The sequence below is a fragment of the Streptomyces sedi genome, assembly GCF_006335015.1.
Classification (GTDB): Bacteria; Actinomycetota; Actinomycetes; order Streptomycetales; family Streptomycetaceae; genus Streptomyces; species Streptomyces sedi.
This window is the reverse complement of the sequence record NZ_VDGT01000010.1, coordinates 1-20,342: the sequence shown is the minus strand read 5'-3', so window position 1 is coordinate 20,342 and position 20,342 is coordinate 1. Positions and strand designations below refer to the sequence as shown.

The window sequence follows — 20,342 nt, the reverse complement described above, 5'->3', positions numbered from 1 at the left end:
CCACGATGGTGACCAGACGGCAACAACCCGTAATCGCGAGTGCAGTTGGAGGTCAGCCGATGATGGTTCACCTGAGGCGGGACGAGATCGACCTGGACTACGACGGGGACGAGCCGCTGCGGCTCGTCGCCGAGATGGAGCGGGCCGTGCGCCGGCACGGCATCACGATGACGGACATCGGCCTGGACTCGCGCTACCTCGACATGTACTGCGCGAACACCAACAACGTCGTGATCGAGCTGGGGCCGTGCCGCGGCGACCATCTGGAGAAGCTGATCAGCGTCCTGAACGCCGCGCCCGTCGAGGAGCCGAGGAGGTTCGGTTCGCTCCCGCCCAGCTGAACGTGTCTGGGGGCCTTCGGGGGCCGGAGCGCGGGCGGGGACTTCGTCGCCGGCCGGTGGGTGGGCCGGGGCCGCACGACCGAGGGGCCGGTCGAGTTCTTCGACAACGACATCCTGCGCGCGGTCAACGGCAGGTGCACGGAGTACTGGGTGGCGTCCGCCCAGCGGTAGACACGCGGGCTCCGTGGAAGAGGTAGTCCCTACTTCTTCACGTGCTCGACCAGGGCCGCCCAGGCCGCTCGGGAGTGCACGACGGCGGGGCCCGTCGGACGCTTGCTGTCGCGTACGGGCACCACGGTGTCCAGCGTGTACGTGACCTCCACGCAGTCACCCGCGCCGTTGTTGGTGAAGGAGCTTTTCCGCCATCCGGTCAGCCCGCTCGCGTCGGGGATGTGTCTCATCGCAGCTCCTCGTGTCCTTGGTGCTCGGCTTGCCGTGGTCCAGTTACCCCGTTGCCGAACCCGGGACACGGGGGCGCCCGGCCGCCGCTTCGCGACCGTCGCCACCGGTCGCGAAGCGGGTGCCTCCTCAGGAGACCGCCGCCTCCCGCGCCGTGTTGAGCACGTTCACGTTCCGGAAGAGCGCCGAGGGGCAGCCGTGGGAGACGGCGGCCGTCTGGCCGGGTTGGGCCTTGCCGCACATGAACGAGCCGCCGAGCACGTAGGTCTCGGGGCCGCCGACCGCCTCCATCGAGCCCCAGAAGTCGGTGGTGTTGCCCTGGTAGGCGAAGTCCCGCACCTGACCCGCCAGTTGACCGTTACGGATCAGATAGGCCCGCTGTCCGGTGAACTGAAAATTATACCGCTGCATGTCGATCGACCACGAGCCGTTGCCCAGGATGTAGAGCCCGTTCTCCACCCGTTCGATCAGCCCCTCCGTGGCGGGCCCCTCGGGGTCCGGCCGGAGGGAGACGTTGGCCATCCGCTGAAGCGGCACATGCGCGGGGGAGTCGGCGAAGGCGCAGCCGGTGGAGCGGTCGAAGCCCTGGCGCCGGGCGATGCGGCGGTCCGTCTGGTAGCCGACGAGGACGCCGTCCCGCACCAGGTCCCAACTCTGCGCCGCCACGCCCTCGTCGTCGAACCCGACGGTGGCCAGGCCGTGTTCGACCGTCCGGTCCCCGGTCACGTGCATCGCGTCCGAGCCGTAACGCAGCGAGCCCAGCTGGTCGAACGTGGCGAACGAGGTGCCGGCGAAGGCCGCCTCGAAGCCGAGCGCCCGGTCCAGCTCGGTGGCGTGGCCGATCGACTCGTGGATGGTCAGCCACAGGTTGGAGGGGGCGATCACCAGGTCGAGGCTGCCGGGGGTCACGGAGGGCGCGGCCATCTTCTCGGCCAACAGCTCGGGCATCCGCGCCAGTTCGTCGTCCCAGTCCCAGCCGGTGCCCGTCAGGTACTCCCAGCCGCGCCCGACCGGGGGCGCCAGGGTGCGCATGGTGTCGAACCGGCCGGTGGCGGCGTCCACCGAGGTGGCGGTCAACGAGGGGGCGAGCCGCACCCGTTGCTGGGTGGTGACGGTGCCGGCGGTGTCGGCGTAGAACTTGTTCTCCTGCGCCGCCCACAGCATGGTGTCGACGTGGCTGACCCCGTCGCCGGCCAGCAGCCGGGCGCTGTAGTCGGCCAGCAGCTCGATCTTCTCCGCGTCGGGGACCTCGAACGGGCTGGTCTCGTAGGAGGAGATCCAGGTGCGTTCCCCGTGCGACGGCTCGTCGGCCAGCTCGACGCGCTCGTCCGCGCCGGCCGCCCCGGAGACCTGGGCCGAGAGCTTCGCCAACGCGACGGCCTGGGCGGCGACCTTCGCCGCCGCGTCCATGGTGAGGTCGACGCCGGCCGCGAAGCCCCAACTGCCGCCGTGCACCACGCGGACGGCGTAGCCGGTCGTGGTGGTGGAGTCGGTGCCGGCGGGGCGCGCGTCGCGCAGCGACCAGCGGGCGTGACGGACGGATTCCAGCCGGAAATCGGCGTGTTCGGCGCCCAGTGCCCTGGCCCTGGCGAGGGCGGCGTCGGCGAGTTGTCGTAGGGGCAGCGCGAGGAACGCCTCGTCGATGGTCCTGGGCAACCGTCTCTCCTGTCCTTGACTGTCCCGGCACTGTCCCGGCCTTGTCCTTCTCGGCCTTGGCCTTGCCGGGGCCTCGGCGGCGGCGCGTGTGGCGCGCGTGCACAGATACTCGTCCCCCGACCCCCCATCGGCCAAGGCCGTGTCCACGGGCGGGGCGCACGGTGTCCACGGGCGGGGCGCACGGCCGGAGCCGGCGACGTGCCCACGGCCGGGTGCGGGCGAGCGGCGGCGCGGTCTTCCGGCTCCGCGCGCTCCGCGCGACTTTCGCGCGGCCGAATGCCGTTCGTTGCCTGTCCTTTCCGTTCCCGACCGGTTCCGAGCGTTCCGGAACGTCTGTCTTCGGCCGCCCGCATGGCGCCTTTCGCGCGCTGTGGGAACCCCACAGCCAGCCGTCGCGCTGGCTGTCGCGCCTTGGTTAACGCGTTTACCACCGGAGGGTCTAGCGTTGTGGAAAGCACACGAGACGAAAGAGGTGGTCCCTTGAGCCGCTCGGTACTGGTGACCGGAGGCAACCGCGGGCTCGGCCTTGCGATGGCCCGCGCTCTGGCCGGGGCGGGTGACAAGGTCGCCATCACCTACCGCTCCGGCGAGCCGCCCCAGGAGCTGGTGGAGTTGGGCTGTCTGGCGGTGAAGTGTGACATCACGGAGCCGGAGCAGGTGGAGCAGGCGTTCAAGGAGGTGGAGGACGCGCACGGCCGGGTCGAGGTGTTGGTGGCCAACGCGGGTATCAACCGCGACACCCTGCTGCTGCGGATGTCCGAGGAGGACTTCTCCACCGTCCTGGAGACCAACCTCGTGGGCACGTTCCGCGTGGTCAAGCGCGCCTCCAAGGGGATGCTGCGGGCCCGCACCGGCCGGATCGTGCTGATCTCCTCGGTGGTCGGGCTCGCCGGCTCCGCCGGGCAGGCCAACTACGCCGCTTCGAAGGCCGCTCTGGTCGGCTTCGGGCGTTCGCTCTCCCGCGAGTTGGGCTCGCGCGGCATCACCTGCAACGTGGTGGCGCCCGGCTTCATCGACACCGACATGACCCGGGAGCTGACGGACGAGCAGCGCAAGGTGATCATGGAGAAGATCCCCGCTGCGCGCTACGGCGAGCCGGACGAGGTCGCCGCGACCGTGCGCTTCCTGGCCTCCGAAGAGGCCGCTTACATCACCGGAGCCGTCATCCCCGTTGACGGCGGATTGGGCATGGGTCACTGACGACATGAGTGGACTTCTCGCCGGCAAGCGCATCCTCGTCACCGGGGTGATCACCGACGCGTCGATCGGTTTCCACGCCGCCCGGCTGGCCCAGGAGGAGGGCGCCGAGGTGGTTCTCACCGGCTTCGGCCGGCTCTCCCTGGTGCAGCGGATCGCCAAGCGGCTGCCCAAGCCCGCCCCGGTCATCGAGCTGGACGTGCAGAACGCCGAGCACCTGGCGACCCTGGCCGACCGGGTGACCGAACACCTCGGCGAGGGCGTGGGGTTGGACGGCGTGGTGCACTCCATCGCGTTCGCCCCGCAGGACGCGCTGGGGGGGAACTTCCTGAACGCGGAGTGGTCCTCCGTGGCCACGGCCGTCGAGGTCTCCGCCTACTCGCTGAAGTCGCTGACCATGGCGGTCCTGCCGCTGCTCGAACAGCGCGGCGGCTCGGTCGTGGGGATGGACTTCGACGCGCAGGTGGCATGGCCCAAGTACGACTGGATGGGCGTCTCGAAGGCGGCCCTGGAGGCCACCTCGCGCTATCTGGCGCGCGACCTGGGCGACCGGAACATCCGGGTCAACCTGGTCTCGGCCGGCCCCATCAAGTCGATGGCCGCCAAGTCGATCCCGGGCTTCGAGGAGCTGGCGGACGTGTGGAACACCCGCGCGCCCATCGGCTGGGAGCTGACGGACCCGGAGCCGGCTGCCCGCGGCGTGGTGGCGCTGCTGTCGGACTGGTTCCCGAAGACGACCGGTGAGATCGTCCACGTGGACGGTGGCGTCCACATGATGGGCGCCTGACACCGACGTGCCCGGGGGCGCGGACGTGGTGCGTGAGCACGCGTCCGCGCCCTTCGACGTTCGCCCTTCGGGGGAGACCGACGCACCCCGGGGCGCGCGCCGGGCGGCGCGAACGGGCATGAGGGGCGCGAACGGGCGTCCGGGGGCGCGCGTGCTGCCGGGCGGCGCGCACGGGTACCGGGGGAGCGTGAGCGCGCGGCGCCGTGCGCCGGCAGGAGCCCCGCGCGCGGCCGGAATCAGCCGGCCGCGTAGAGCGAACGCCCGCACACCCGCGCGTACGAACCCGCCTCGCTGCCCGCCGTTTCCGGGTCCCCGGAGCGGATCGCGTCGACCAGCCGGCCGTGGTCCATGTGCTCGTCGGCCCGTAGCTCGTCGCCCACATCATGGCGCAAAAACGCCCTCACGACGGAGCCCAGATCCGCGTAGAGCGCGGTCAGCACCTCGTTGTGCGAGGCCTGGACGACCGCCATGTGGAAGGTCGCGTCCGCCTCGACGAAGCTCTCCACGTTCCCCGTGCCCCAGGCGTTCTCCCTGCGCTTCAGCAGGGCGTCCAACTGCCGCAGCTCGCGCGGTGTCCTGTGGCGCGCGGCCAGCCGGGCCGCCGACGCCTCCAGGGTGCTGCGCACCTCCGCCACGTCGTGCGGCCTGGCCTCCGCGAAGCGGCGGTGCATCACGCCCGCCAACTCGCTGGTCGCCGCCACATACGTGCCCGAGCCCTGCCGGATGTCCAGCAGCCCGTTGTGGGCGAGGGCGCGGATCGCCTCGCGGACCGTGTTCCTCGCCACGCCCAGCCGTTCCACCAGCTCGGGCTCGGTCGGGATGCGGGAGCCGACCGGCCACTCGCCCGAGGTGATCTGGAGGCGCAGTTGGCCGATCACCTGGTCGGCCAGCGCGGCGCGACGCGGTGCGGTCAGTGACATGGCTCTCCCGTTGCCGATCCCGGGCCCCGCGGGCACTCCCCCCGGAGCCTCATTCGTCCCATGATTCTATGATGAGAGTCATGGGGCTTCTTCAGAGAGACCGTACTCCGCCCCGACGTTCCGCCGTCCATGACCGAGCATCCACCGGCCATCCCGACGCACGGATGCGCCGGGGGCGCGTACTGCTGGCGCTCGCGCTGGTGTTGACCGCGTTCAACCTGCGCCCCGCGATCTCGGGGCTGGGGCCCGTGCTCGCCGAAGTCCGCGACGACCTCGGGATGTCCGCCACCGTCGCCGGCCTGCTCACCTCCGTGCCCGCGCTCTGCTTCGCCGTCTTCGGCGTCACCGCGCCCCGGCTCGCCGGCCGCTTCGGCGCGGTCCGGGTGGTGCTCGCCGGGCTCGCCGCCATCGCCCTCGGGCTCGGGCTGCGCGCCGTCGCCGGCGACACCGCCGTCTTCCTCGCCACCAGCGCGCTGGCGCTGGCCGGCATAGCCGTCGGCAACGTGCTGATGCCGGTCCTGGTCAAACGCTTCTTCGCCGACCGCGTCGGGCTGCTCACCGGCCTCTACTCGATGGGCATGGCCCTGGGCACCGCCGGCGCCGCGGCCCTGACCATCCCGATCAGCGAGGCGTTCGGCGGCCACTGGCGCCACGGGCTCGCCGCCTGGGCCGCGTTGGCGGCCCTGGCGCTGCTCTTCTGGCTGTTCGTGCCCCGCCGGGCACGCGGCGACGCGGAACGCCGCGCCGGCGACGGCCACGCCGCACCGGGACAACGACGGCTGCGGCTCACCCGCTCGCCGACCGCCTGGGCGCTCGGCGTCTTCTTCGGGCTCCAGGCGACCGCCGCCTACGTCACCATGGGCTGGCTCCCGCAGATCTACCGCGACGCCGGCGTCCCCGCCTCCGAGGCCGGGATGCTGCTGGCCGTCGTGATGGGCCTGGGCGCCCCGCTGAGCTTTCTGATCCCCACCCTCGCCACCCGGATGCGCCACCAGGGCCCGCTGGTGGTCGCCATCGGCCTGTGCGGCTTCGCCGGCTACCTCGGCCTGTGGCTGGCCCCGGCCGGCGGCGCCTGGGCGTGGGCCGTGCTGCTGGGCATCGCCAACACCGCGTTCACCGTCGCCCTGACCATGATCGGCCTGCGCGCCCGCACCGGCACGGGCGTCATCCGCCTCTCCGCGTTCGCCCAGAGCATCGGCTATCTGCTCTCCGTCCCCGGGCCGCTGCTGGTCGGCGCGCTCAACGAGGCGACCGGCGGCTGGAGCGCCCCGCTGCTCCTGCTCGGGACGCTGCTGACGGCCCAGGTCTGCTGCGGGGTGCTGGCCGGACGGGACCGCTGCGTGGAGGACGACGGCTGAGTGGGACACTGTCCCCATGCCAGCGCTCGACCCGAACCCCCGCAACGGCCAACGCAACCTGCTGCTGATCCTGGGCGCCATGCTCGGGATCTCCGTGGTCATCGCCGTGATCGCCACCCTCGCCTCCCCCTGAACCCCCGCCCGGGGCCCGCCGGAGCGCCCGCGGGGTGGTGCTGACACCACCTTCCCCTAGGGGGTTGGGTTCAGGGAGGACTGGGTGGCTCACCGGATGGGCCCGCGCGCCCGCCGTCCGTAGATTCTTGGTTCAACGGGAGCCCGAACGCCCCACCGGGGCACGGGACCCGCGCCGACGAGGAAGCGGACGAAAGGGAAGCGCCATGACCGCTCGCGCCCGGCCCACCCAGGGGGAGATGCGCCTGCGTTGGTGGGCCGTCGCCCTGCCGATCGCCAGCTTCGCCGCGCTGCTCGCCCTGCTCGCCTCCGCCCAGGACAGTACGGCGGCGACCGTGGGAACCGACCCGGTCAGCCAGCTCTTCGAGTACGTCCACGCCTCCCTGCGCTGACCTCCGCGCCCGCGGGGGAGTGGCGCCCAACGGCCCGGGCCCCGCCGCTCGTTTCGTGCGAAGCTGGGACACATGAGCGTCGAAGTCGTCCGCAGAATCGTCCTTCTCCGACACGCGAAAGCCGACTGGCCCGACGTGGCCGACCACGATCGGCCGCTCGCCGAACGTGGCCGCCAGGACGCCGTCACCGCCGGACGCCGGCTCGCCGGCTCGGGCGTCACCCCCGAACTCACCCTCTGCTCCACCGCGGTGCGCGCCCGCGACACCTGGAAGCTGTGCGCCGCCGAACTCCCGCGCCGCCCCAGGACCACCTACGAGAGCCGCCTCTACGAGGCCACCCCCGGCCAGGTGATCGCCGTGCTCAACGAGGTGGACGACGCCGTTCGCGACCTGCTGGTGATCGGGCACAACCCGACCCTGCACGCGCTGTCCGACCTGCTCGCCGGCACCGCCGAGGGCGACACCCTCGCCCGCGTGCACGCCAGCGGCTTCCCCACCGCCTCGCAGGCGGTGCTGACGCTGCCCGGCGGCTGGAAGTCGCTGGAGCCGGGCGCCGCCACGCTCACCGACTTCTGGACCCCCCACGCGTGAGCCGGGCCGCCCCCGGCCGGCCGCCGCGCCACCGCCTCACCACCCCTGGGCGTCGGCGGCCTCCACTTCCTCCCGGGTGATCCCCAGCAGGTAGAGCACGGTGTCCAGGAACGGCACCGAGACCGCCGTGTGCGCGGCCTCCCGCACCAGCGGCTTGGCGTTGAACGCCACCCCCAGGCCCGCCGCGTTCAGCATGTCCAGGTCGTTGGCGCCGTCGCCGATCGCCACCGTCCGGGACAGCGGCACTCCGGCCTCGGCGGCGAACCGCCGCAGCAGCCGCGCCTTCCCCGGCCGGTCGACGACCTCGCCCGTGACCCTGCCGGTCAGCTTCCCGTCCACCACCTCCAGGGTGTTGGCCGCCGCGAAGTCCAGCCCGAGCCGCTCCGCCAGCGAGTCCGTCACCTGCGTGAACCCGCCGGAGACCACGCCCACCTGGCAGCCGAGCCGCTTCAACGTCCGGATCAGCGTCCGCGCGCCGGGCGTCAGCCGCACCTCGGACCTGACCTTGTCCACCACCGACTCGTCGAGACCGGCCAGCAGCGCCACCCGCTGGTGCAGGGACTGCTCGAAGTCCAACTCCCCGCGCATCGCCGCCGCCGTCACCTCGGCGACCCGCTCCTCGCAGCCGGCGTGCGCCGCGAACAGCTCGATCACCTCGTCCTGGATCAGCGTCGAGTCCACGTCCATCACGGCCAGCCGGGGCGCGCGCCGCTGGAGCCCGGAGGAGGCGACCGCGATGTCCACGCCGCTGGCCGCCGCCTCCCGCGCCAGGGCGGTGCGCAGTACCTCCGTCGGCGCGCCCGAGACGTCGAACTCCACGGCCGTCACCGGGTACTTCGCCAGCCGGTAGATCCGGTCGATGTTGCCGCCCGTGGCCGCTATCCGGGCCGCCACCGAGGCCGTGACCTCCGCGGTCAACGGGTTCCCCAGCACCGTCACGTGGCTGCGGCCCGTGCCGCGCGCCGGGTTGTCGCCGGTGCCGGAGATGATCTCCGCCTGGAGCCCGGCGCCCTCGGCCCAGGCGTGCACCGTCGCCCGCAGCTGGCCCTCGCCGCCCCCCGAGGCGTCCCCGACCGGGGCGCGGACCAGCGCGCAGAGCGTGATCCTTCCCCGGGTGACGACCTGCTCGATATCGATCACGTCGACCTGGAAACCGGCCAGTGTGCGGAAGAGCCCGGCGGTCAGCCCCGGGCGGTCCCGTCCGAAGATCTTCACCAACAGCGTGGGGGCCATCTCGTCGGCCCAAGTCACGGAGGTCATGATGGGGCCCACGTTAGCCGCTGCCCGGCGGGCCGGCGCCTCGGGTGTCCGGCAGCCGGACACCCCCGACCGGCCGTCGGTCACCGCGCCGCCGCCGGGGGCACGGGCGCCGGCGCCGAGGTCACGGGCGGGTTCACGCTTGGCGACAGCGTGGCCACTTTCGGGGGGCGACTTCCTGTTTTCGCCCCGAGCCTGGAATAGTGCCCCAACGATGTTCAACCATCCCTAGACTTCCGGTCGGAAGTCACTCGGGGGACGACTTTGTGGGGCATGGAGTGCCAGAACTCGTACTGGAACTGAACGGTCAGAGCTGGACCTTGGACCCTACGCGGTCCTACAGCCTCGGGAGAGATCCACAGGGGGACTTCGTCCTCCAGGACTCCCGGGTCTCGTGGCGCCACGCGACCGTGCGCTGGGGTGGGCAGAGCTGGGTGGTGGAGGACCACGGCAGCACCAACGGGACATACGCCCAGGGGCAGCGGGTCCAACAGCAGCTGCTGGGGCCCGGCACGGTGATACACCTGGGCAACGCCACCGACGGCCCCCGGCTGTCGTTCACCGGCGGCGCCGAGCCCTACCAGTCCCAGCAGACGGCGGCGATGCCGTACCAGTCGGGACAGGGCGCGGCTTACCAGTCGCAGCAGGCTCCTGCCGCGCCTTACCAGTCGCAGCAGGCGCCCGCCACGCCTTACCAGCAGCAGCCCCCGCAGATTCCGGCCACGACGCCCTACGGGCAGCCGGGCGGGCCGCCGCCGCAACAGCCCGCCGGCGCCCCGCCGGCCGACGGCGGCCAGCCCAACAACGGCGCGACCAGCCTTCACCAGTTCGCCGTCGGCCAGGTCACCCGCATCGGCCGTGCGCTGGAGAACGAGCTGGTCGTTCCCGACCTCCAGGTCTCCCGGCTGCACGCCGAGTTCCAGGCGCACAGCGACGGCCGGTTCGAGATCCACGACATGGGCAGCCACAACGGCACCTACGTCAACGGCCAGCAGCTGCCGAAGAACGGCCGCGCCAACCTCGGCCCCAACGACACCGTCGGCATCGGCCACTCCACGTTCCGACTGGTCGGTAACCAGCTCCAGGAGTTCGTCGACACCGGTGAGGTCTCCTTCTCGGCCCGCCACCTGACCGTCCAGGTCAACAACGGCCAGACCACGATCCTCAACGACGTCTCCTTCGGCGTCCCCGAGAAGTCGCTGATCGGCGTCATCGGCCCCTCGGGCTCCGGCAAGTCGACGCTGCTGCGCGCCCTCACCGGCTACCGCCCCGCCACCTACGGCGAGGTGCTGTACGACCACCGGAACCTCTACACCCACTTCGCCGAGCTGCGCCACCGCATCGGCCTGGTCCCGCAGGACGACATCCTGCACACCGCCCTGCCCATCCGGCAGGCGCTGCGGCTCGCCGCCCAGCTCCGGTTCCCCGGCGACGTCGCGGTCGCCGAGCGCAACAACCGGGTGGAGGAGGTGCTGGCCGAGCTGAAGCTGCTGCCGCACGCCGACAAGCGGATCTCCTCCCTCTCCGGCGGCCAGCGCAAGCGTGTCTCCGTCGCGCTGGAGCTGCTCACCAAGCCGTCGCTGATCTTCCTCGACGAGCCCACGTCGGGCCTCGACCCGGGCATGGACCGCGACGTGATGCAGCTGCTGCGCGGCCTCGCCGACGACGGCCGCACCGTGCTGGTCGTCACCCACTCCGTGGCCGAACTCGGCCTCTGCGACCGGGTGCTGGTCATGGCCCCCGGCGGCGGCGTGGCCTACTTCGGTGCGCCGGACGAGGCGCTCAACTTCTTCGGCTACGACAACTGGGCCGACGTCTTCTCCGCGTTCGAGAACTACCGCGACTACGACTGGATGGGCCGCTGGCGCGGCTCGCAGCACTACCAGATGTACGCCGCCGACCTGGACGCGGTGCAGCCGCAGGCCGCCCCCTACCAGCCGATGGGCGTGATCCAGCAGAAGGCCCAGACCTGGGGCTCCCAGGTGCTGACCCTGATGCGCCGCTACGCCGCCGTCATCCTCGCCGACAAGGGCTTCCTCGGCCTGACGGTCGCCCTGCCCGTCATCCTGGGCCTGGTCAGCCTCGCCATCCCCGCCGACTCCGGCCTCGGCTACGGCCCACCGGAGAACGGGCTGCGCAACGGCGACGCCAGCATCGTGCTGCTGGTCCTCGTCGTCGGCATGTGCTTCTCCGGCGCGGCCAACGCGGTGCGCGAGCTGATCAAGGAACGCGTCATCTACGAACGAGAACGGGCCGTCGGCCTCTCCCGTTCCGCGTATCTGATGTCCAAGGTCTTCGTGCTGGGCATCGTCACCGTGCTCCAGGGCGCGATCCTGTGCGTCATCGGCCTCGCCCCGCGCGAGATGCCCGAGGAGGGCGTCCTCTTCACCAGCTCGCCCGCGGTCGAGATGAGCCTGGTGATCATGGTCCTCGGCTGCACCTCGATGATGATCGGACTGGTGATCTCCGCGCTGGTGCGCACCTCCGAGATGACCATGCCGCTGCTGGTGATGATCTCCGTCGTCCAGCTCGTCTTCACCGGCGCGCTCTTCCAGGTCCACGGCACCCTCGGCGTCGAGCAGCTCGCCTGGCTGATGCCCTCCCGCTGGGCACTGGCCGGCGCCGGCACCACCGTCGACCTCAACACCCTGACGGCCTCGCCCACCGAGGAGCCGGACCCCGACCCGCTCTGGAAGCACGAGGCCGGCTTCTGGCTGCTGGACGTCACCGCCCTGCTGGTGCTCGCCGTGATCTGCGGGTTCCTGGTGATGAAGTTCCTGCGCCGCCACGAACCCGAGGTCATGCGCGCCTGACCGCCACGGCCGCTCGGTCCCGCGACCTAGGCCCCGCGCCGCACACCACGACCCGCCGCCGCCCGATACGACCCGGGCGGCGGCGGGTTAACGTTTCGGCCATGGGCCCACCCACCGGGCTGGCCGCGGTAAGCGCCGCGCTGCTGGCGATGAACCGCACGCTCCAGGTGCACGACGTGCTCCAGACCATCGTGCGCTCCGCCCGCGAGCTGCTGGACGCCCGCTACGCCGCGCTCGGCGTCCCCGACGGCAACGGCGGCTTCGCCCAGTTCCTCGTCGACGGCGTCACCGACCGGCAGTGGAAGGCCATCGGCCCGCTGCCCCGCCAACACGGCATCCTCGCCGCCATGCTCAACTCCGCCACCCCCGTCCGGCTGCCCGACGTCCGCCTCGACCCGCGCTTCGAGGGCTGGCCCTCCGCCCACCCCGAGATGACCGACTTCCTCGGGATGCCGATCGCCGACGGCGAGGAGGTCCTCGGCGCCATATTCCTCGCCAACAAGCGCTGCCCCCGGAACGCGCCCGCGCCCCCCGACGGCTGCGGCTTCACCGGCGAGGACGAGGAGCTGCTCCACCTGCTCGCCGAACACGCCGCCATCGCCCTCACCAACGCCCGCCTCTACGAGCGCAGCCGCGAGCTGACCATCGCCGACGAACGCGCCCGCCTCGCCCACGAGCTGCACGACGCCGTCGCCCAGAAGCTGTTCTCCCTGCGACTCACCGCCCAGGCCGCCACCACCCTCCTGGACCGCGACGTCGCACGGGCCAGGGACGAGCTGCGCCAGGTCGCCGCCCTCGCCGCCGAGGCCGCGGAGGAGCTGCGCGCCGCCGTCGTCGAGCTGCGCCCCGCGGCCCTCGACGAGGACGGCCTCGCCGCCACCCTGCGCGCCCAGGCCCAGGTCCTGGACCGCGCCCACCCCGCCCGGGTCTCCTGCGACTGCCGCGACATCCGCGCCCTGCCGCCCGCCCACGAGGCCGCCCTGCTGCGCGTCGCCCAGGAGGCGCTGCACAACGCCCTGCGGCACGCCGCGCCCGCCACCGTCGACGTGCTGCTGTGCCGCGCGGACGACGCCACCCTGCTGCGGGTCAGCGACGACGGAACGGGCTTCGACCCCGACGCGGTGCGCACCGCGGGACGCCACCTCGGCCTGGTCTCCATGCGCGACCGCGCCTCGGCCGTCGGCGGCACGCTCACCGTGCGCTCGGCGCCGGGCGAGGGAACCGTGATCGAGATGGAGGTGCCCGGTGGCTGAGGCCATTCGCGTACTGATCGTGGACGACCACCAGGTGGTGCGGCGCGGCCTGCGCACCTTCCTTGAGGTCCAGGACGACATCGAGGTGGTCGGCGAGGCCGCCGACGGCGCCGCCGGCGTCGCCGCGGCCGTCGAGCTGCGCCCCGACGTGATCCTGATGGACGTCAAGATGCCCGGCACCGACGGCGTCGAGGCCCTCGGCCGGCTCCGCGAGCAGGGCAGCGGCGCCCGGGTGCTGGTCGTCACCAGCTTCACGGAACGCCGCACCGTGGTCCCCGCGCTGCGCGCCGGCGCGGCCGGCTACGTGCACAAGGACATCGACCCCGACGCGCTGGCCGGCGCCATCCGCTCCGTGCACGCCGGGCACGTGCTGCTCCAGCCCGAGGTCGCCGGCGCGCTGCTGGCGGGGGAGGGCGGGGGAGGCGGACGCGCCGGCGCGCTCACGGACCGGGAGCGCGAGGTGCTGGCCCTCATCGCCAGGGGCCGCGCCAACCGGGAGATCGCCCGCGCCCTGGTGCTCTCGGAGAAGACGGTGAAGACCCATGTCTCCAACATCCTGATGAAGCTGGACCTCGCCGACCGCACCCAGGCCGCCCTGTGGGCCGTGCGTCACGGCATGGCCGACTGACACGCCGACTGACACCCTCCGTCAACTCCGCTCGTCATACCATCGGGTGACCTAGTGATCACGCGCGTGTCCCCGTCGCCGCACGGCCGTTCTTGAGGGAGGAGCCGGGGCAACCCCGCCCCGGACACGAACCCGAGAACCCAGCCAAAGGACTCGACGTGAACCACTTCAAGAAGGCCGGCGCCGTCGCCCTCATCGTCGGCGGCATCGCCGCCACCGGCGCCGGGGTGGCCGCCGCCGACAGCGGCGCCGCCGGCGCGGCTGCCCTGTCGCCGGGTGTCGCCTCCGGCAACAGCGTGCAGATCCCGGTCGACGTGCCGGTCAACGTCAGTGGCAACACCATCAACGTGATCGGCCTGCTCAACCCGGCCTTCGGCAACACCGCCGTCAACCACTGACCCGGACGAGGGGCACCGTCAGCCCCCGTCCCCCCGCGTTGATCCGAACGGGGGTATCGGGCCTCCCGCCCGTGCCGCACGCCAGATCGACGCGTTGTGCACCACGCGACCCCCGCAGCGGGGTCGCGGCACACGCATTCGTCCAGGAGGAACGCATCCCATGAACAACGCGAAGAAGGCCGCCCTGGTCCTCGCCGCCACCGGCGCCACCCTGGGCGCCGTCGCCGGTACCGCCGCCGCCGACTCCGGCGCCATCGGCGGCGCCGCCGGCTCCCCCGGCGTCATCTCGGGCAACAACATCCAGGCCCCGATCGACGTGCCGGTCAACGTCAGCGGCAACTCGGTCAACGTGATCGGCCTGCTCAACCCGACCTTCGGGAACACGGCCGTCAACAGCTGACGCCACCCAGGTCACCCGCGGCCCCCGGAAGCCAGCCAGGCTCCGGGGGCCGCCCCCTTCCCGCCGCCCGAACGCCGCGTCGCGGCCTTCCCCGAACCGCCACGCCGCCCGACTACCCGCGCTGCCGCTCCCGTTCCTCCGCGTACGCGTCGTACGCCGCCACCCGCGCCCGCCGCGCCGCGCGCTCCAGGGGCCGCAGCAGCTCCTCCCGCCGCGCCAGCTCCCCCGCGCTCACCGCCCCGCCGCCTCCGTCCCCCCGCGCGATCTCCACCAGCGCCCCCACCCGGGACGCCAGTTCCAACACCCGCACCGCACGCGGCGGATACCCCGGCGCCAACAGCTGCCGCCCCCGTTCCATCCGCGCCCGGTACGCCGCCAACGAGGCGTCGGCCACCGGCCCCGAACCCGCCACGTCCAACGCCGTCAGCGCCGCGGTCGCGTCCCGCATCACCTCGGCCAACTCCCGCTCCGCCTCGCCCAGCGACGGCACGTCGGCCGGCGGCGCCTGCCGCACCGGCGACACCCGCCACAGCACCTCGCACCGGCTGTCGCCCTCCGGCCCCCGCTCCACCACCTCGGGCACCAGACCCAGCGCCGCCCCCGAGACGACCACGGCCTCACCCGCGTCCAGCGCCGCCTCGTTGAACTCCGGCGGCCCGCTCAGCCCCAGCGGATGCCCCGGCGTCGGCAGCGCGATCCGCAGCCCCACCGCCCCCAGGGCGCGCAGCCGACCCCACGCCAGCGTCAGCCCCACCTGCCCCGACTCACCCGGCAGCCCCACCACACGGTGTGCCGCGTCCTCCCCGACCGCACCGGCGGCGGCGTCGTCCGGCGAGACGAGACCGGCCAGCAACGCGTTGCCCCAGGCGGCCAGCCGCCCCACACGAGGTTCCTCCCACATGGCCTCTACCTTAGGGAGTGACGCGGAACGCGCTGCCTGACGCCCGACAGCGGGGAAGGGTGGCGTAGGTTTTGTCCTGGGGAAGTGCCCACAGGCACCGAAACGGCGATGGCAAGGGGAGAAACCGCGCGCATGAGCGATGTACTGGAGCTGGTGGACGTATCCGTGGTCCGCGAAGGCCGCGCTCTGGTGGACAAGGTCTCCTGGTCGATCGCCGAGGGCGAGCGCTGGGTGATCCTGGGCCCCAACGGAGCGGGCAAGACCACCCTGTTGAACGTCGCCTCCAGCTATCTGTTCCCCACCAGCGGCACGGCGCAGATCCTCGGCGAGAAGATGGGGGGCGTCGACGTCTTCGAACTCCGCCCCCGCATCGGCATGGCCAGCAGCGCCCTCTCCGACAAGCTCTCCCGCCGCCAGACCGTGCTCCAGACCGTGCTCACCGCCGCCTACGGCATGACCGCCGGCTGGCAGGAGAGCTACGAGGCCGTCGACGAGCAGCGCGCCCGCGCGTTCCTCGACCGCCTCGGCATGAACGACCTCCTCGACCGCCGCTTCGGCACCCTCTCCGAGGGCGAGCGCAAGCGCACCCAGATCGCCCGCGCCCTGATGACCGACCCCGAACTCCTGCTGCTGGACGAGCCGGCCGCCGGACTCGACCTCGGCGGGCGCGAGGACCTGGTGCGCCGGCTCGGGCGCCTCGCGCGCGACCCGTACGCCCCCGCGATGGTCATGGTCACCCACCATGTCGAGGAGATCCCGCCGGGCTTCACCCATGTGTTGCTCATCCAGAACGGCTCGGTGCTGGCCGCCGGCCCCCTGGAGTCCACGCTGACCTCGGCCCAGCTCTCCCGCTGCTTCGGCCTGCCCCTGGTGGTCGAGCGCCAGGGCGACCGCTGGACGGCGCGGGGACTTCCGCTGGGCTGAACTCCCCGCGTCCGCTGACCGGTTGGCGCCCTGTTCCTCGGCGTGTCCGGGGCACTACGATGGCCGCGTGGACTTCTGGGTGTGGTGGCTGATAGCCGCCGGAGGATTCGGCATCGCACTGGTGCTCACCACCATGCCGGAGCTGGGGATGCTCGGCGCCGGCGCCGTGGCCGCGGCGGTCACCGCCTCGCTCACGGACAACCTGGTCCTCCAGGTCCTGGTCTTCGCCGTGGTCTCCACGGCACTGATCGCCGTCGTGCGCCCCATCGCGCGCCGTTCCCGCAACGGCCCTCCCGAGCTGCGCAGCGGCGTCGACGCCCTCAAGGGGCGCTCCGCCGTCGTGCTGGAGCGCGTCGACGTCAACAACGGCCGGATCAAGCTCGCCGGCGAGGAGTGGTCGGCCCGTTCCCTGGGCGACGACGACGCCTTCGAGCCCGGCACCCAGGTCAGCGTCGTCGAGATCGACGGCGCCACCGCCATCGTGATGTGATGGCTGCCGCGACACCTCAACAGTCCCAACTCAACTAGCCGCAAGGGGAGTACACGATGGACGCCATCATCATCGTGCTGATCATCCTGGTGGTGCTGGTCGTCATCGCGCTCGTCCAAACGATCCAGGTGATCCAGCAGGCCAGCGCGGCCATCGTGGAGCGCTTCGGCCGCTACACCCGCACCCTGAACGCCGGCCTCAACATCGTCGTTCCCTTCATCGACCGCATCCGCAACCGGATCGACCTGCGCGAACAGGTCGTTCCCTTCCCGCCGCAGCCGGTGATCACCCAGGACAACCTGGTGGTCAACATCGACACCGTCATCTACTACCAGGTGACGGACGCGCGGGCGGCGACCTACGAGGTCTCCAACTACATCCAGGCCATCGAGCAGCTCACCGTCACCACCCTGCGGAACATCATCGGTGGCATGGACCTGGAGCGCACCCTGACCTCCCGCGAGGAGATCAACGCGGCGCTGCGCGGTGTCCTCGACGAGGCGACCGGCAAGTGGGGCATCCGCGTCAACCGCGTCGAGCTCAAGGCGATCGAGCCGCCGACCTCCATCCAGGACTCGATGGAGAAGCAGATGCGCGCCGACCGCGACAAGCGCGCGGCGATCCTCCAGGCCGAGGGTGTGCGGCAGTCCGAGATCCTCCAGGCCGAGGGCGCCAAGCAGTCCGAGATCCTGCGCGCCGAGGGTGACGCCCGCGCCGCCGCCCTCCGTTCCGAGGGTGAGGCCCAGGCGATCCGCACGGTCTTCGAGGCGATCCACGCGGGCGACGCGGACCAGAAGCTGCTCTCCTACCAGTACGTCCAGATGCTGCCGAAGATCGCCGAGGGCGACTCCAACAAGCTCTGGATCGTGCCCAGCGAGATCGGCGACGCCCTCAAGGGACTCGGCGGCAACCTCAACCGCCTCACCGGCGCCGGGGACAACGACAACGGCGGCGGGGGCAACGGCGGGGGCCAGCCGGCCCTCGACAAGCCCCCGGCCCCCCGGGAGCGCCCCCGCATCGAGTAGCCCACCGCGCTCACCCCCCGCGAGAACGCGAAGGTGCCGCCCGGAGTCCCACTCCCGGGCGGCACCTTCGCGTTCTGGTACCGCGTTCAGGCGGCGCCGGCCATCCCGGTCCGCGCCACCAGCCACTCCGGCAGCGAGGCCGGCGACCCCTGCGCGCCGAGCGCCAGCACCAGTGCGTCCGCCGGGGTCGGTTGGAACGGCTCGACCAGCAGCCGCATCCCGGCCTCGGCCGGCGTCCTGTTCGCCTTCCGGCGGTTGTCGTCCGCACAGGCGGCGACCGTGTTCAACCAGGTGTCCCCGCCACCGCGCGAACGCGGCACCAGGTGGTCGACCGTGCTCGCCCGCCGACCGCAGAAGGCACAGCGGTGCCTGTCCCTGACCAGCACCCCCCGGCGCGACCAGGGCGCCTGTTGTCGAAAGGGGACCTTCACGAAACGCCGCAACCTGATCACCTGCGGAACCGGAAGATCAAGGGCCGCCCCTCGGAAGTAGGCACCCGGCACCGCGTGCTCCAGCTCCGCCTTGCGCCGCAGGACCAGCACCACGGCCCGACGCGGCGAAACCGTCGACAGCGGCTCGTAACTCGCGTTCAACACCAGGGTTCCCGACACCCCGACCACCTCCCCGTCTCCCGCACCGCCGCCCCCGGCGGCCCGGCACCCACTGTGCCGCCACCACCACGGTCGGACAACGCAATTTCCCCCACCGACACGGCGCGGGAACGGGGGATGAACGACGGACGGGCCCCCGGCGGGGACCCGTCCGTTCACGGCTCGGTCGGCCCCGAGGGGCCCGACCTCAGGCGGGCACCTCGTACTCCCCGACCAACTGGGCCCGGCCGATCGCGTGGAAGCGCAGCATGAACCCGACCTGGGCCGGCGTCGCGTTCTCGTCCGGACCCAGCTTCTCCTGGTCCACGGCGTAGACGGTGAAGACATAGCGGTGCGGACCGTCCCCCGGCGGGGGCGCGGCCCCGCCGAAGTCCCGCGTCCCGTAGTCGTTCCGCACGTGTACGGCCCCGTCCGGCAGCCCGGCGCCGCCGGCGGCCCCGGCACCCGCCGGCAGCTCGGTCACCGAGGCCGGCAGGTCGAACAGCACCCAGTGCCAGAACCCGCTGCCCGTCGGCGCGTCGGGGTCGTAGCAGGTGACGGCGTAGCTCCGGGTCCCCTCGGGGGCGCCGGACCAGCTGAGCTGAGGCGAGGTGTTGCCCCCGGCGTGCACCTGCGCGTCGGGCAGGGTCGCCCCCTCGTCGAACCCCTCACTGGCCACCGCGAACGCGGCCACCGGCGGGTGGAAGTCATGGGGGAGGGGACGGCGGCGCAACTCGGACATAGAGCGGAAACCTCCTCGTCGAACGGTTTGCTGGCCCCGTTAGCCTAGTCAGCGCGCCACCCCGGAAGCTCTCGAAGAGCCCCGGGAGGACACAGGGAAAACGCAGAGCAGACGTAGGAAGAGCGACGTGCCGACGAAGCCCACCCCAGAGCAGCCGCTGCCGCGCGACTTCTTCGACCGCCCCGTGCTCGACGTCGCGCCCGAACTGCTCGGCCGCACCCTGGTCCGCACCACGGAGGAGGGGACGATCACCCTCCGGATCACCGAGGTCGAGGCCTACGCCGGCGAGATCGACCCGGGCTCCCACGCCTACCGCGGTCGCACCCGGCGCAACGCCTCGATGTACGGCCCTCCGGGACACGCCTACGTCTACTTCACCTATGGCATGTGGCACTGCCTCAACCTGGTCTGCGGACCCGAGGGGCACGCCAGCGGTGTGCTGCTCCGCGCGGGCGAGATCCTCACCGGAGCCGAACTGGCCCGCGCCCGCAGGCCGAAGGCGCGCGGGGACCACGAGCTGGCCAAGGGGCCGGCCCGCCTGGCCACCGCGCTCGACGTGGACCGCGTCCTCAACGGCACCGACGTCTGCGGCGCGGATCCCGCCGCCCCCCTCCGCGTCCGCCAGGGCACGCCCGTCCCCGCCCGAGGAGTCAACAGCGGCCCCCGCACCGGGATATCGGGCCCGGGCGCGGTGCACCCCTGGCGCTACTGGATCGCCGAGGACCCCACCGTCAGCCCCTACCGGGCCCACCAACCCCGACGCCGAGCTGCGCGGCTTGACGCCGACGCAACAGGGTCGTAATGTAGATCGAGTCGCCTGAAGCAGACGCTCCTGGAAGACGGTCGTCAGACCCTTCGGAGCAGCTTGGACGACACCCACTACAAAGCAGTGATCTCTTCCCTCCGGGGGCCTTTTTCGGCGTGCCGAAAAACAACCGGGAGGAGCCCGATTTGGAATTCGGGCGGGGTTGGTTCTAAAGTAGTGGACACAGCGAAGGGAACGCCCGGAGGGCCCTGAGAGGGGTTTGAAGGAAGCGTCCGTTCCTTGAGAACTCAACAGCGTGCCAAAAGTCAATGCCAGATTTTCGAGTTATTTGCGAGGATGTTCGAGCATCTTTGTGGGTGACATCTTTTGATGAAGCATTCAC

At 72.1% G+C, this 20,342-nt stretch carries 23 protein-coding genes; 16 read left to right on the top strand and 7 right to left on the bottom strand.

The features are described from left to right. Positions 1-59: 59 nt before the first annotated feature. Complete coding sequence (locus tag FH715_RS14640; protein WP_139645295.1) at positions 60-341, top strand: hypothetical protein; 282 nt, start codon at positions 60-62, stop codon at positions 339-341. A 200-nt stretch (positions 342-541) separates the two neighbouring features. Here FH715_RS14640 and FH715_RS14630 read toward each other — a convergent pair whose 3' ends face one another. After that, a complete protein-coding gene (locus FH715_RS14630) occupies positions 542-742 on the bottom strand; it encodes a DUF397 domain-containing protein (protein ID WP_139645293.1) in 201 nt (66 codons plus the stop codon). A gap of 127 nt (positions 743-869) precedes the next feature. Continuing rightward, complete coding sequence (locus FH715_RS14625) at positions 870-2,396, bottom strand: TldD/PmbA family protein (RefSeq protein ID WP_139645291.1); 1,527 nt, start codon at positions 2,394-2,396, stop codon at positions 870-872. Positions 2,397-2,876: 480 nt separating this feature from the next. Here FH715_RS14625 and fabG point away from each other — a divergent pair, with 480 nt between their 5' ends. Next, entirely contained in the window at positions 2,877-3,596 is a 720-nt protein-coding gene (gene fabG, locus FH715_RS14620; RefSeq protein WP_139645289.1) for a 3-oxoacyl-[acyl-carrier-protein] reductase, read from the top strand. A gap of 4 nt (positions 3,597-3,600) precedes the next feature. After that, positions 3,601-4,380, top strand: coding sequence for an enoyl-ACP reductase FabI (gene fabI, locus FH715_RS14615; protein WP_139645287.1), 780 nt, complete (start codon positions 3,601-3,603; stop codon positions 4,378-4,380). Positions 4,381-4,616: 236 nt separating this feature from the next. Here the strand turns inward: fabI and FH715_RS14610 are convergent, their stop codons facing one another. Beyond that, positions 4,617-5,300 (bottom strand): FadR/GntR family transcriptional regulator, encoded by a 684-nt coding sequence (locus tag FH715_RS14610; RefSeq protein WP_139645285.1) that lies wholly within the window; start codon positions 5,298-5,300, stop codon positions 4,617-4,619. An 80-nt stretch (positions 5,301-5,380) separates the two neighbouring features. Between FH715_RS14610 and FH715_RS14605 the strand changes: the two genes are divergently transcribed. The 4 genes from FH715_RS14605 to FH715_RS14595 all read left to right on the top strand — a co-directional run bounded on the left by FH715_RS14605 (position 5,381) and on the right by FH715_RS14595 (position 7,773). Further along, complete coding sequence (locus FH715_RS14605; protein ID WP_139645283.1) at positions 5,381-6,658, top strand: CynX/NimT family MFS transporter; 1,278 nt, start codon at positions 5,381-5,383, stop codon at positions 6,656-6,658. Between the two features lie 16 nt (positions 6,659-6,674). Further along, entirely contained in the window at positions 6,675-6,791 is a 117-nt protein-coding gene (locus tag FH715_RS29315; RefSeq protein WP_281290753.1) for an SGM_5486 family transporter-associated protein, read from the top strand. A 205-nt stretch (positions 6,792-6,996) separates the two neighbouring features. Further along, positions 6,997-7,182 (top strand): hypothetical protein, encoded by a 186-nt coding sequence (locus tag FH715_RS14600; protein ID WP_139645281.1) that lies wholly within the window; start codon positions 6,997-6,999, stop codon positions 7,180-7,182. Between the two features lie 72 nt (positions 7,183-7,254). After that, complete coding sequence (locus FH715_RS14595; RefSeq protein WP_139645279.1) at positions 7,255-7,773, top strand: SixA phosphatase family protein; 519 nt, start codon at positions 7,255-7,257, stop codon at positions 7,771-7,773. 36 nt (positions 7,774-7,809) lie between these two features. Here the strand turns inward: FH715_RS14595 and serB are convergent, their stop codons facing one another. Further along, a complete protein-coding gene (gene serB / locus FH715_RS14590) occupies positions 7,810-9,033 on the bottom strand; it encodes a phosphoserine phosphatase SerB (RefSeq protein ID WP_139645277.1) in 1,224 nt (407 codons plus the stop codon). Between the two features lie 275 nt (positions 9,034-9,308). Here serB and FH715_RS14585 point away from each other — a divergent pair, with 275 nt between their 5' ends. The 5 genes from FH715_RS14585 (at position 9,309) to FH715_RS14565 (ending at position 14,522) form a co-directional block, all read left to right on the top strand. After that, positions 9,309-11,843 (top strand): FHA domain-containing protein, encoded by a 2,535-nt coding sequence (locus FH715_RS14585; RefSeq protein WP_139645276.1) that lies wholly within the window; start codon positions 9,309-9,311, stop codon positions 11,841-11,843. 101 nt (positions 11,844-11,944) lie between these two features. Then, positions 11,945-13,096, top strand: coding sequence for a GAF domain-containing sensor histidine kinase (locus tag FH715_RS14580; RefSeq protein WP_139645274.1), 1,152 nt, complete (start codon positions 11,945-11,947; stop codon positions 13,094-13,096). Next, a complete protein-coding gene (locus FH715_RS14575; protein ID WP_139645273.1) occupies positions 13,089-13,724 on the top strand; it encodes a response regulator in 636 nt (211 codons plus the stop codon). Before FH715_RS14580 ends, FH715_RS14575 begins: the two co-directional genes overlap by 8 nt. A gap of 158 nt (positions 13,725-13,882) precedes the next feature. After that, on the top strand, positions 13,883-14,122 hold the full coding sequence (locus FH715_RS14570; RefSeq protein ID WP_139645272.1) for a chaplin: 240 nt from the start codon (positions 13,883-13,885) through the stop codon (positions 14,120-14,122). Between the two features lie 160 nt (positions 14,123-14,282). Beyond that, positions 14,283-14,522 (top strand): chaplin, encoded by a 240-nt coding sequence (locus tag FH715_RS14565; protein ID WP_139645271.1) that lies wholly within the window; start codon positions 14,283-14,285, stop codon positions 14,520-14,522. A 112-nt stretch (positions 14,523-14,634) separates the two neighbouring features. Here the strand turns inward: FH715_RS14565 and FH715_RS14560 are convergent, their stop codons facing one another. Beyond that, complete coding sequence (locus FH715_RS14560) at positions 14,635-15,423, bottom strand: hypothetical protein (protein WP_139645270.1); 789 nt, start codon at positions 15,421-15,423, stop codon at positions 14,635-14,637. Between the two features lie 132 nt (positions 15,424-15,555). Here FH715_RS14560 and FH715_RS14555 point away from each other — a divergent pair, with 132 nt between their 5' ends. The 3 genes from FH715_RS14555 (at position 15,556) to FH715_RS14545 (ending at position 17,862) form a co-directional block, all read left to right on the top strand. Continuing rightward, a complete protein-coding gene (locus tag FH715_RS14555; RefSeq protein WP_139645268.1) occupies positions 15,556-16,347 on the top strand; it encodes an ABC transporter ATP-binding protein in 792 nt (263 codons plus the stop codon). A 67-nt stretch (positions 16,348-16,414) separates the two neighbouring features. After that, positions 16,415-16,837 carry an NfeD family protein gene (locus FH715_RS14550; protein WP_139645266.1) on the top strand — a complete coding sequence of 141 codons (423 nt, stop codon included), beginning with the start codon at positions 16,415-16,417 and terminating at the stop codon, positions 16,835-16,837. A gap of 56 nt (positions 16,838-16,893) precedes the next feature. Then, the gene (locus FH715_RS14545; RefSeq protein WP_097228804.1) at positions 16,894-17,862 is read left to right on the top strand and encodes an SPFH domain-containing protein; all 969 of its coding nucleotides are present in this window, start codon (positions 16,894-16,896) and stop codon (positions 17,860-17,862) included. Between the two features lie 86 nt (positions 17,863-17,948). Here FH715_RS14545 and FH715_RS14540 read toward each other — a convergent pair whose 3' ends face one another. Both FH715_RS14540 and FH715_RS14535 read right to left on the bottom strand, forming a co-directional pair. After that, positions 17,949-18,473, bottom strand: a complete 525-nt coding sequence (locus FH715_RS14540; RefSeq protein WP_139645264.1) for an HNH endonuclease — start codon at positions 18,471-18,473, stop codon at positions 17,949-17,951. Positions 18,474-18,660: 187 nt separating this feature from the next. After that, positions 18,661-19,194, bottom strand: coding sequence for a YbhB/YbcL family Raf kinase inhibitor-like protein (locus FH715_RS14535; RefSeq protein ID WP_139645262.1), 534 nt, complete (start codon positions 19,192-19,194; stop codon positions 18,661-18,663). 127 nt (positions 19,195-19,321) lie between these two features. On the opposite strand from FH715_RS14535, the gene FH715_RS14530 reads away from it, so the two are divergent. Continuing rightward, positions 19,322-19,996, top strand: coding sequence for a DNA-3-methyladenine glycosylase (locus FH715_RS14530; protein WP_139645261.1), 675 nt, complete (start codon positions 19,322-19,324; stop codon positions 19,994-19,996). Positions 19,997-20,342: the final 346 nt, after the last annotated feature.

Bases quoted from the DNA above. Each gene is read 5' to 3' on its own strand.
- FH715_RS14640 (WP_139645295.1), top strand. From the start codon at position 60: ATGATGGTTCACCTGAGGCGGGACGAGATCGACCTGGACTACGACGGG.
- FH715_RS14630 (WP_139645293.1), bottom strand. From the start codon at position 742: ATGAGACACATCCCCGACGCGAGCGGGCTGACCGGATGGCGGAAAAGC.
- fabI (WP_139645287.1), top strand. From the start codon at position 3,601: ATGAGTGGACTTCTCGCCGGCAAGCGCATCCTCGTCACCGGGGTGATC.
- FH715_RS14610 (WP_139645285.1), bottom strand. From the start codon at position 5,300: ATGTCACTGACCGCACCGCGTCGCGCCGCGCTGGCCGACCAGGTGATC.
- FH715_RS14605 (WP_139645283.1), top strand. From the start codon at position 5,381: ATGGGGCTTCTTCAGAGAGACCGTACTCCGCCCCGACGTTCCGCCGTC.
- FH715_RS29315 (WP_281290753.1), top strand. From the start codon at position 6,675: ATGCCAGCGCTCGACCCGAACCCCCGCAACGGCCAACGCAACCTGCTG.
- FH715_RS14600 (WP_139645281.1), top strand. From the start codon at position 6,997: ATGACCGCTCGCGCCCGGCCCACCCAGGGGGAGATGCGCCTGCGTTGG.
- FH715_RS14595 (WP_139645279.1), top strand. From the start codon at position 7,255: ATGAGCGTCGAAGTCGTCCGCAGAATCGTCCTTCTCCGACACGCGAAA.
- serB (WP_139645277.1), bottom strand. From the start codon at position 9,033: ATGACCTCCGTGACTTGGGCCGACGAGATGGCCCCCACGCTGTTGGTG.
- FH715_RS14580 (WP_139645274.1), top strand. From the start codon at position 11,945: ATGGGCCCACCCACCGGGCTGGCCGCGGTAAGCGCCGCGCTGCTGGCG.
- FH715_RS14565 (WP_139645271.1), top strand. From the start codon at position 14,283: ATGAACAACGCGAAGAAGGCCGCCCTGGTCCTCGCCGCCACCGGCGCC.
- FH715_RS14560 (WP_139645270.1), bottom strand. From the start codon at position 15,423: ATGTGGGAGGAACCTCGTGTGGGGCGGCTGGCCGCCTGGGGCAACGCG.
- FH715_RS14555 (WP_139645268.1), top strand. From the start codon at position 15,556: ATGAGCGATGTACTGGAGCTGGTGGACGTATCCGTGGTCCGCGAAGGC.
- FH715_RS14545 (WP_097228804.1), top strand. From the start codon at position 16,894: ATGGACGCCATCATCATCGTGCTGATCATCCTGGTGGTGCTGGTCGTC.
- FH715_RS14535 (WP_139645262.1), bottom strand. From the start codon at position 19,194: ATGTCCGAGTTGCGCCGCCGTCCCCTCCCCCATGACTTCCACCCGCCG.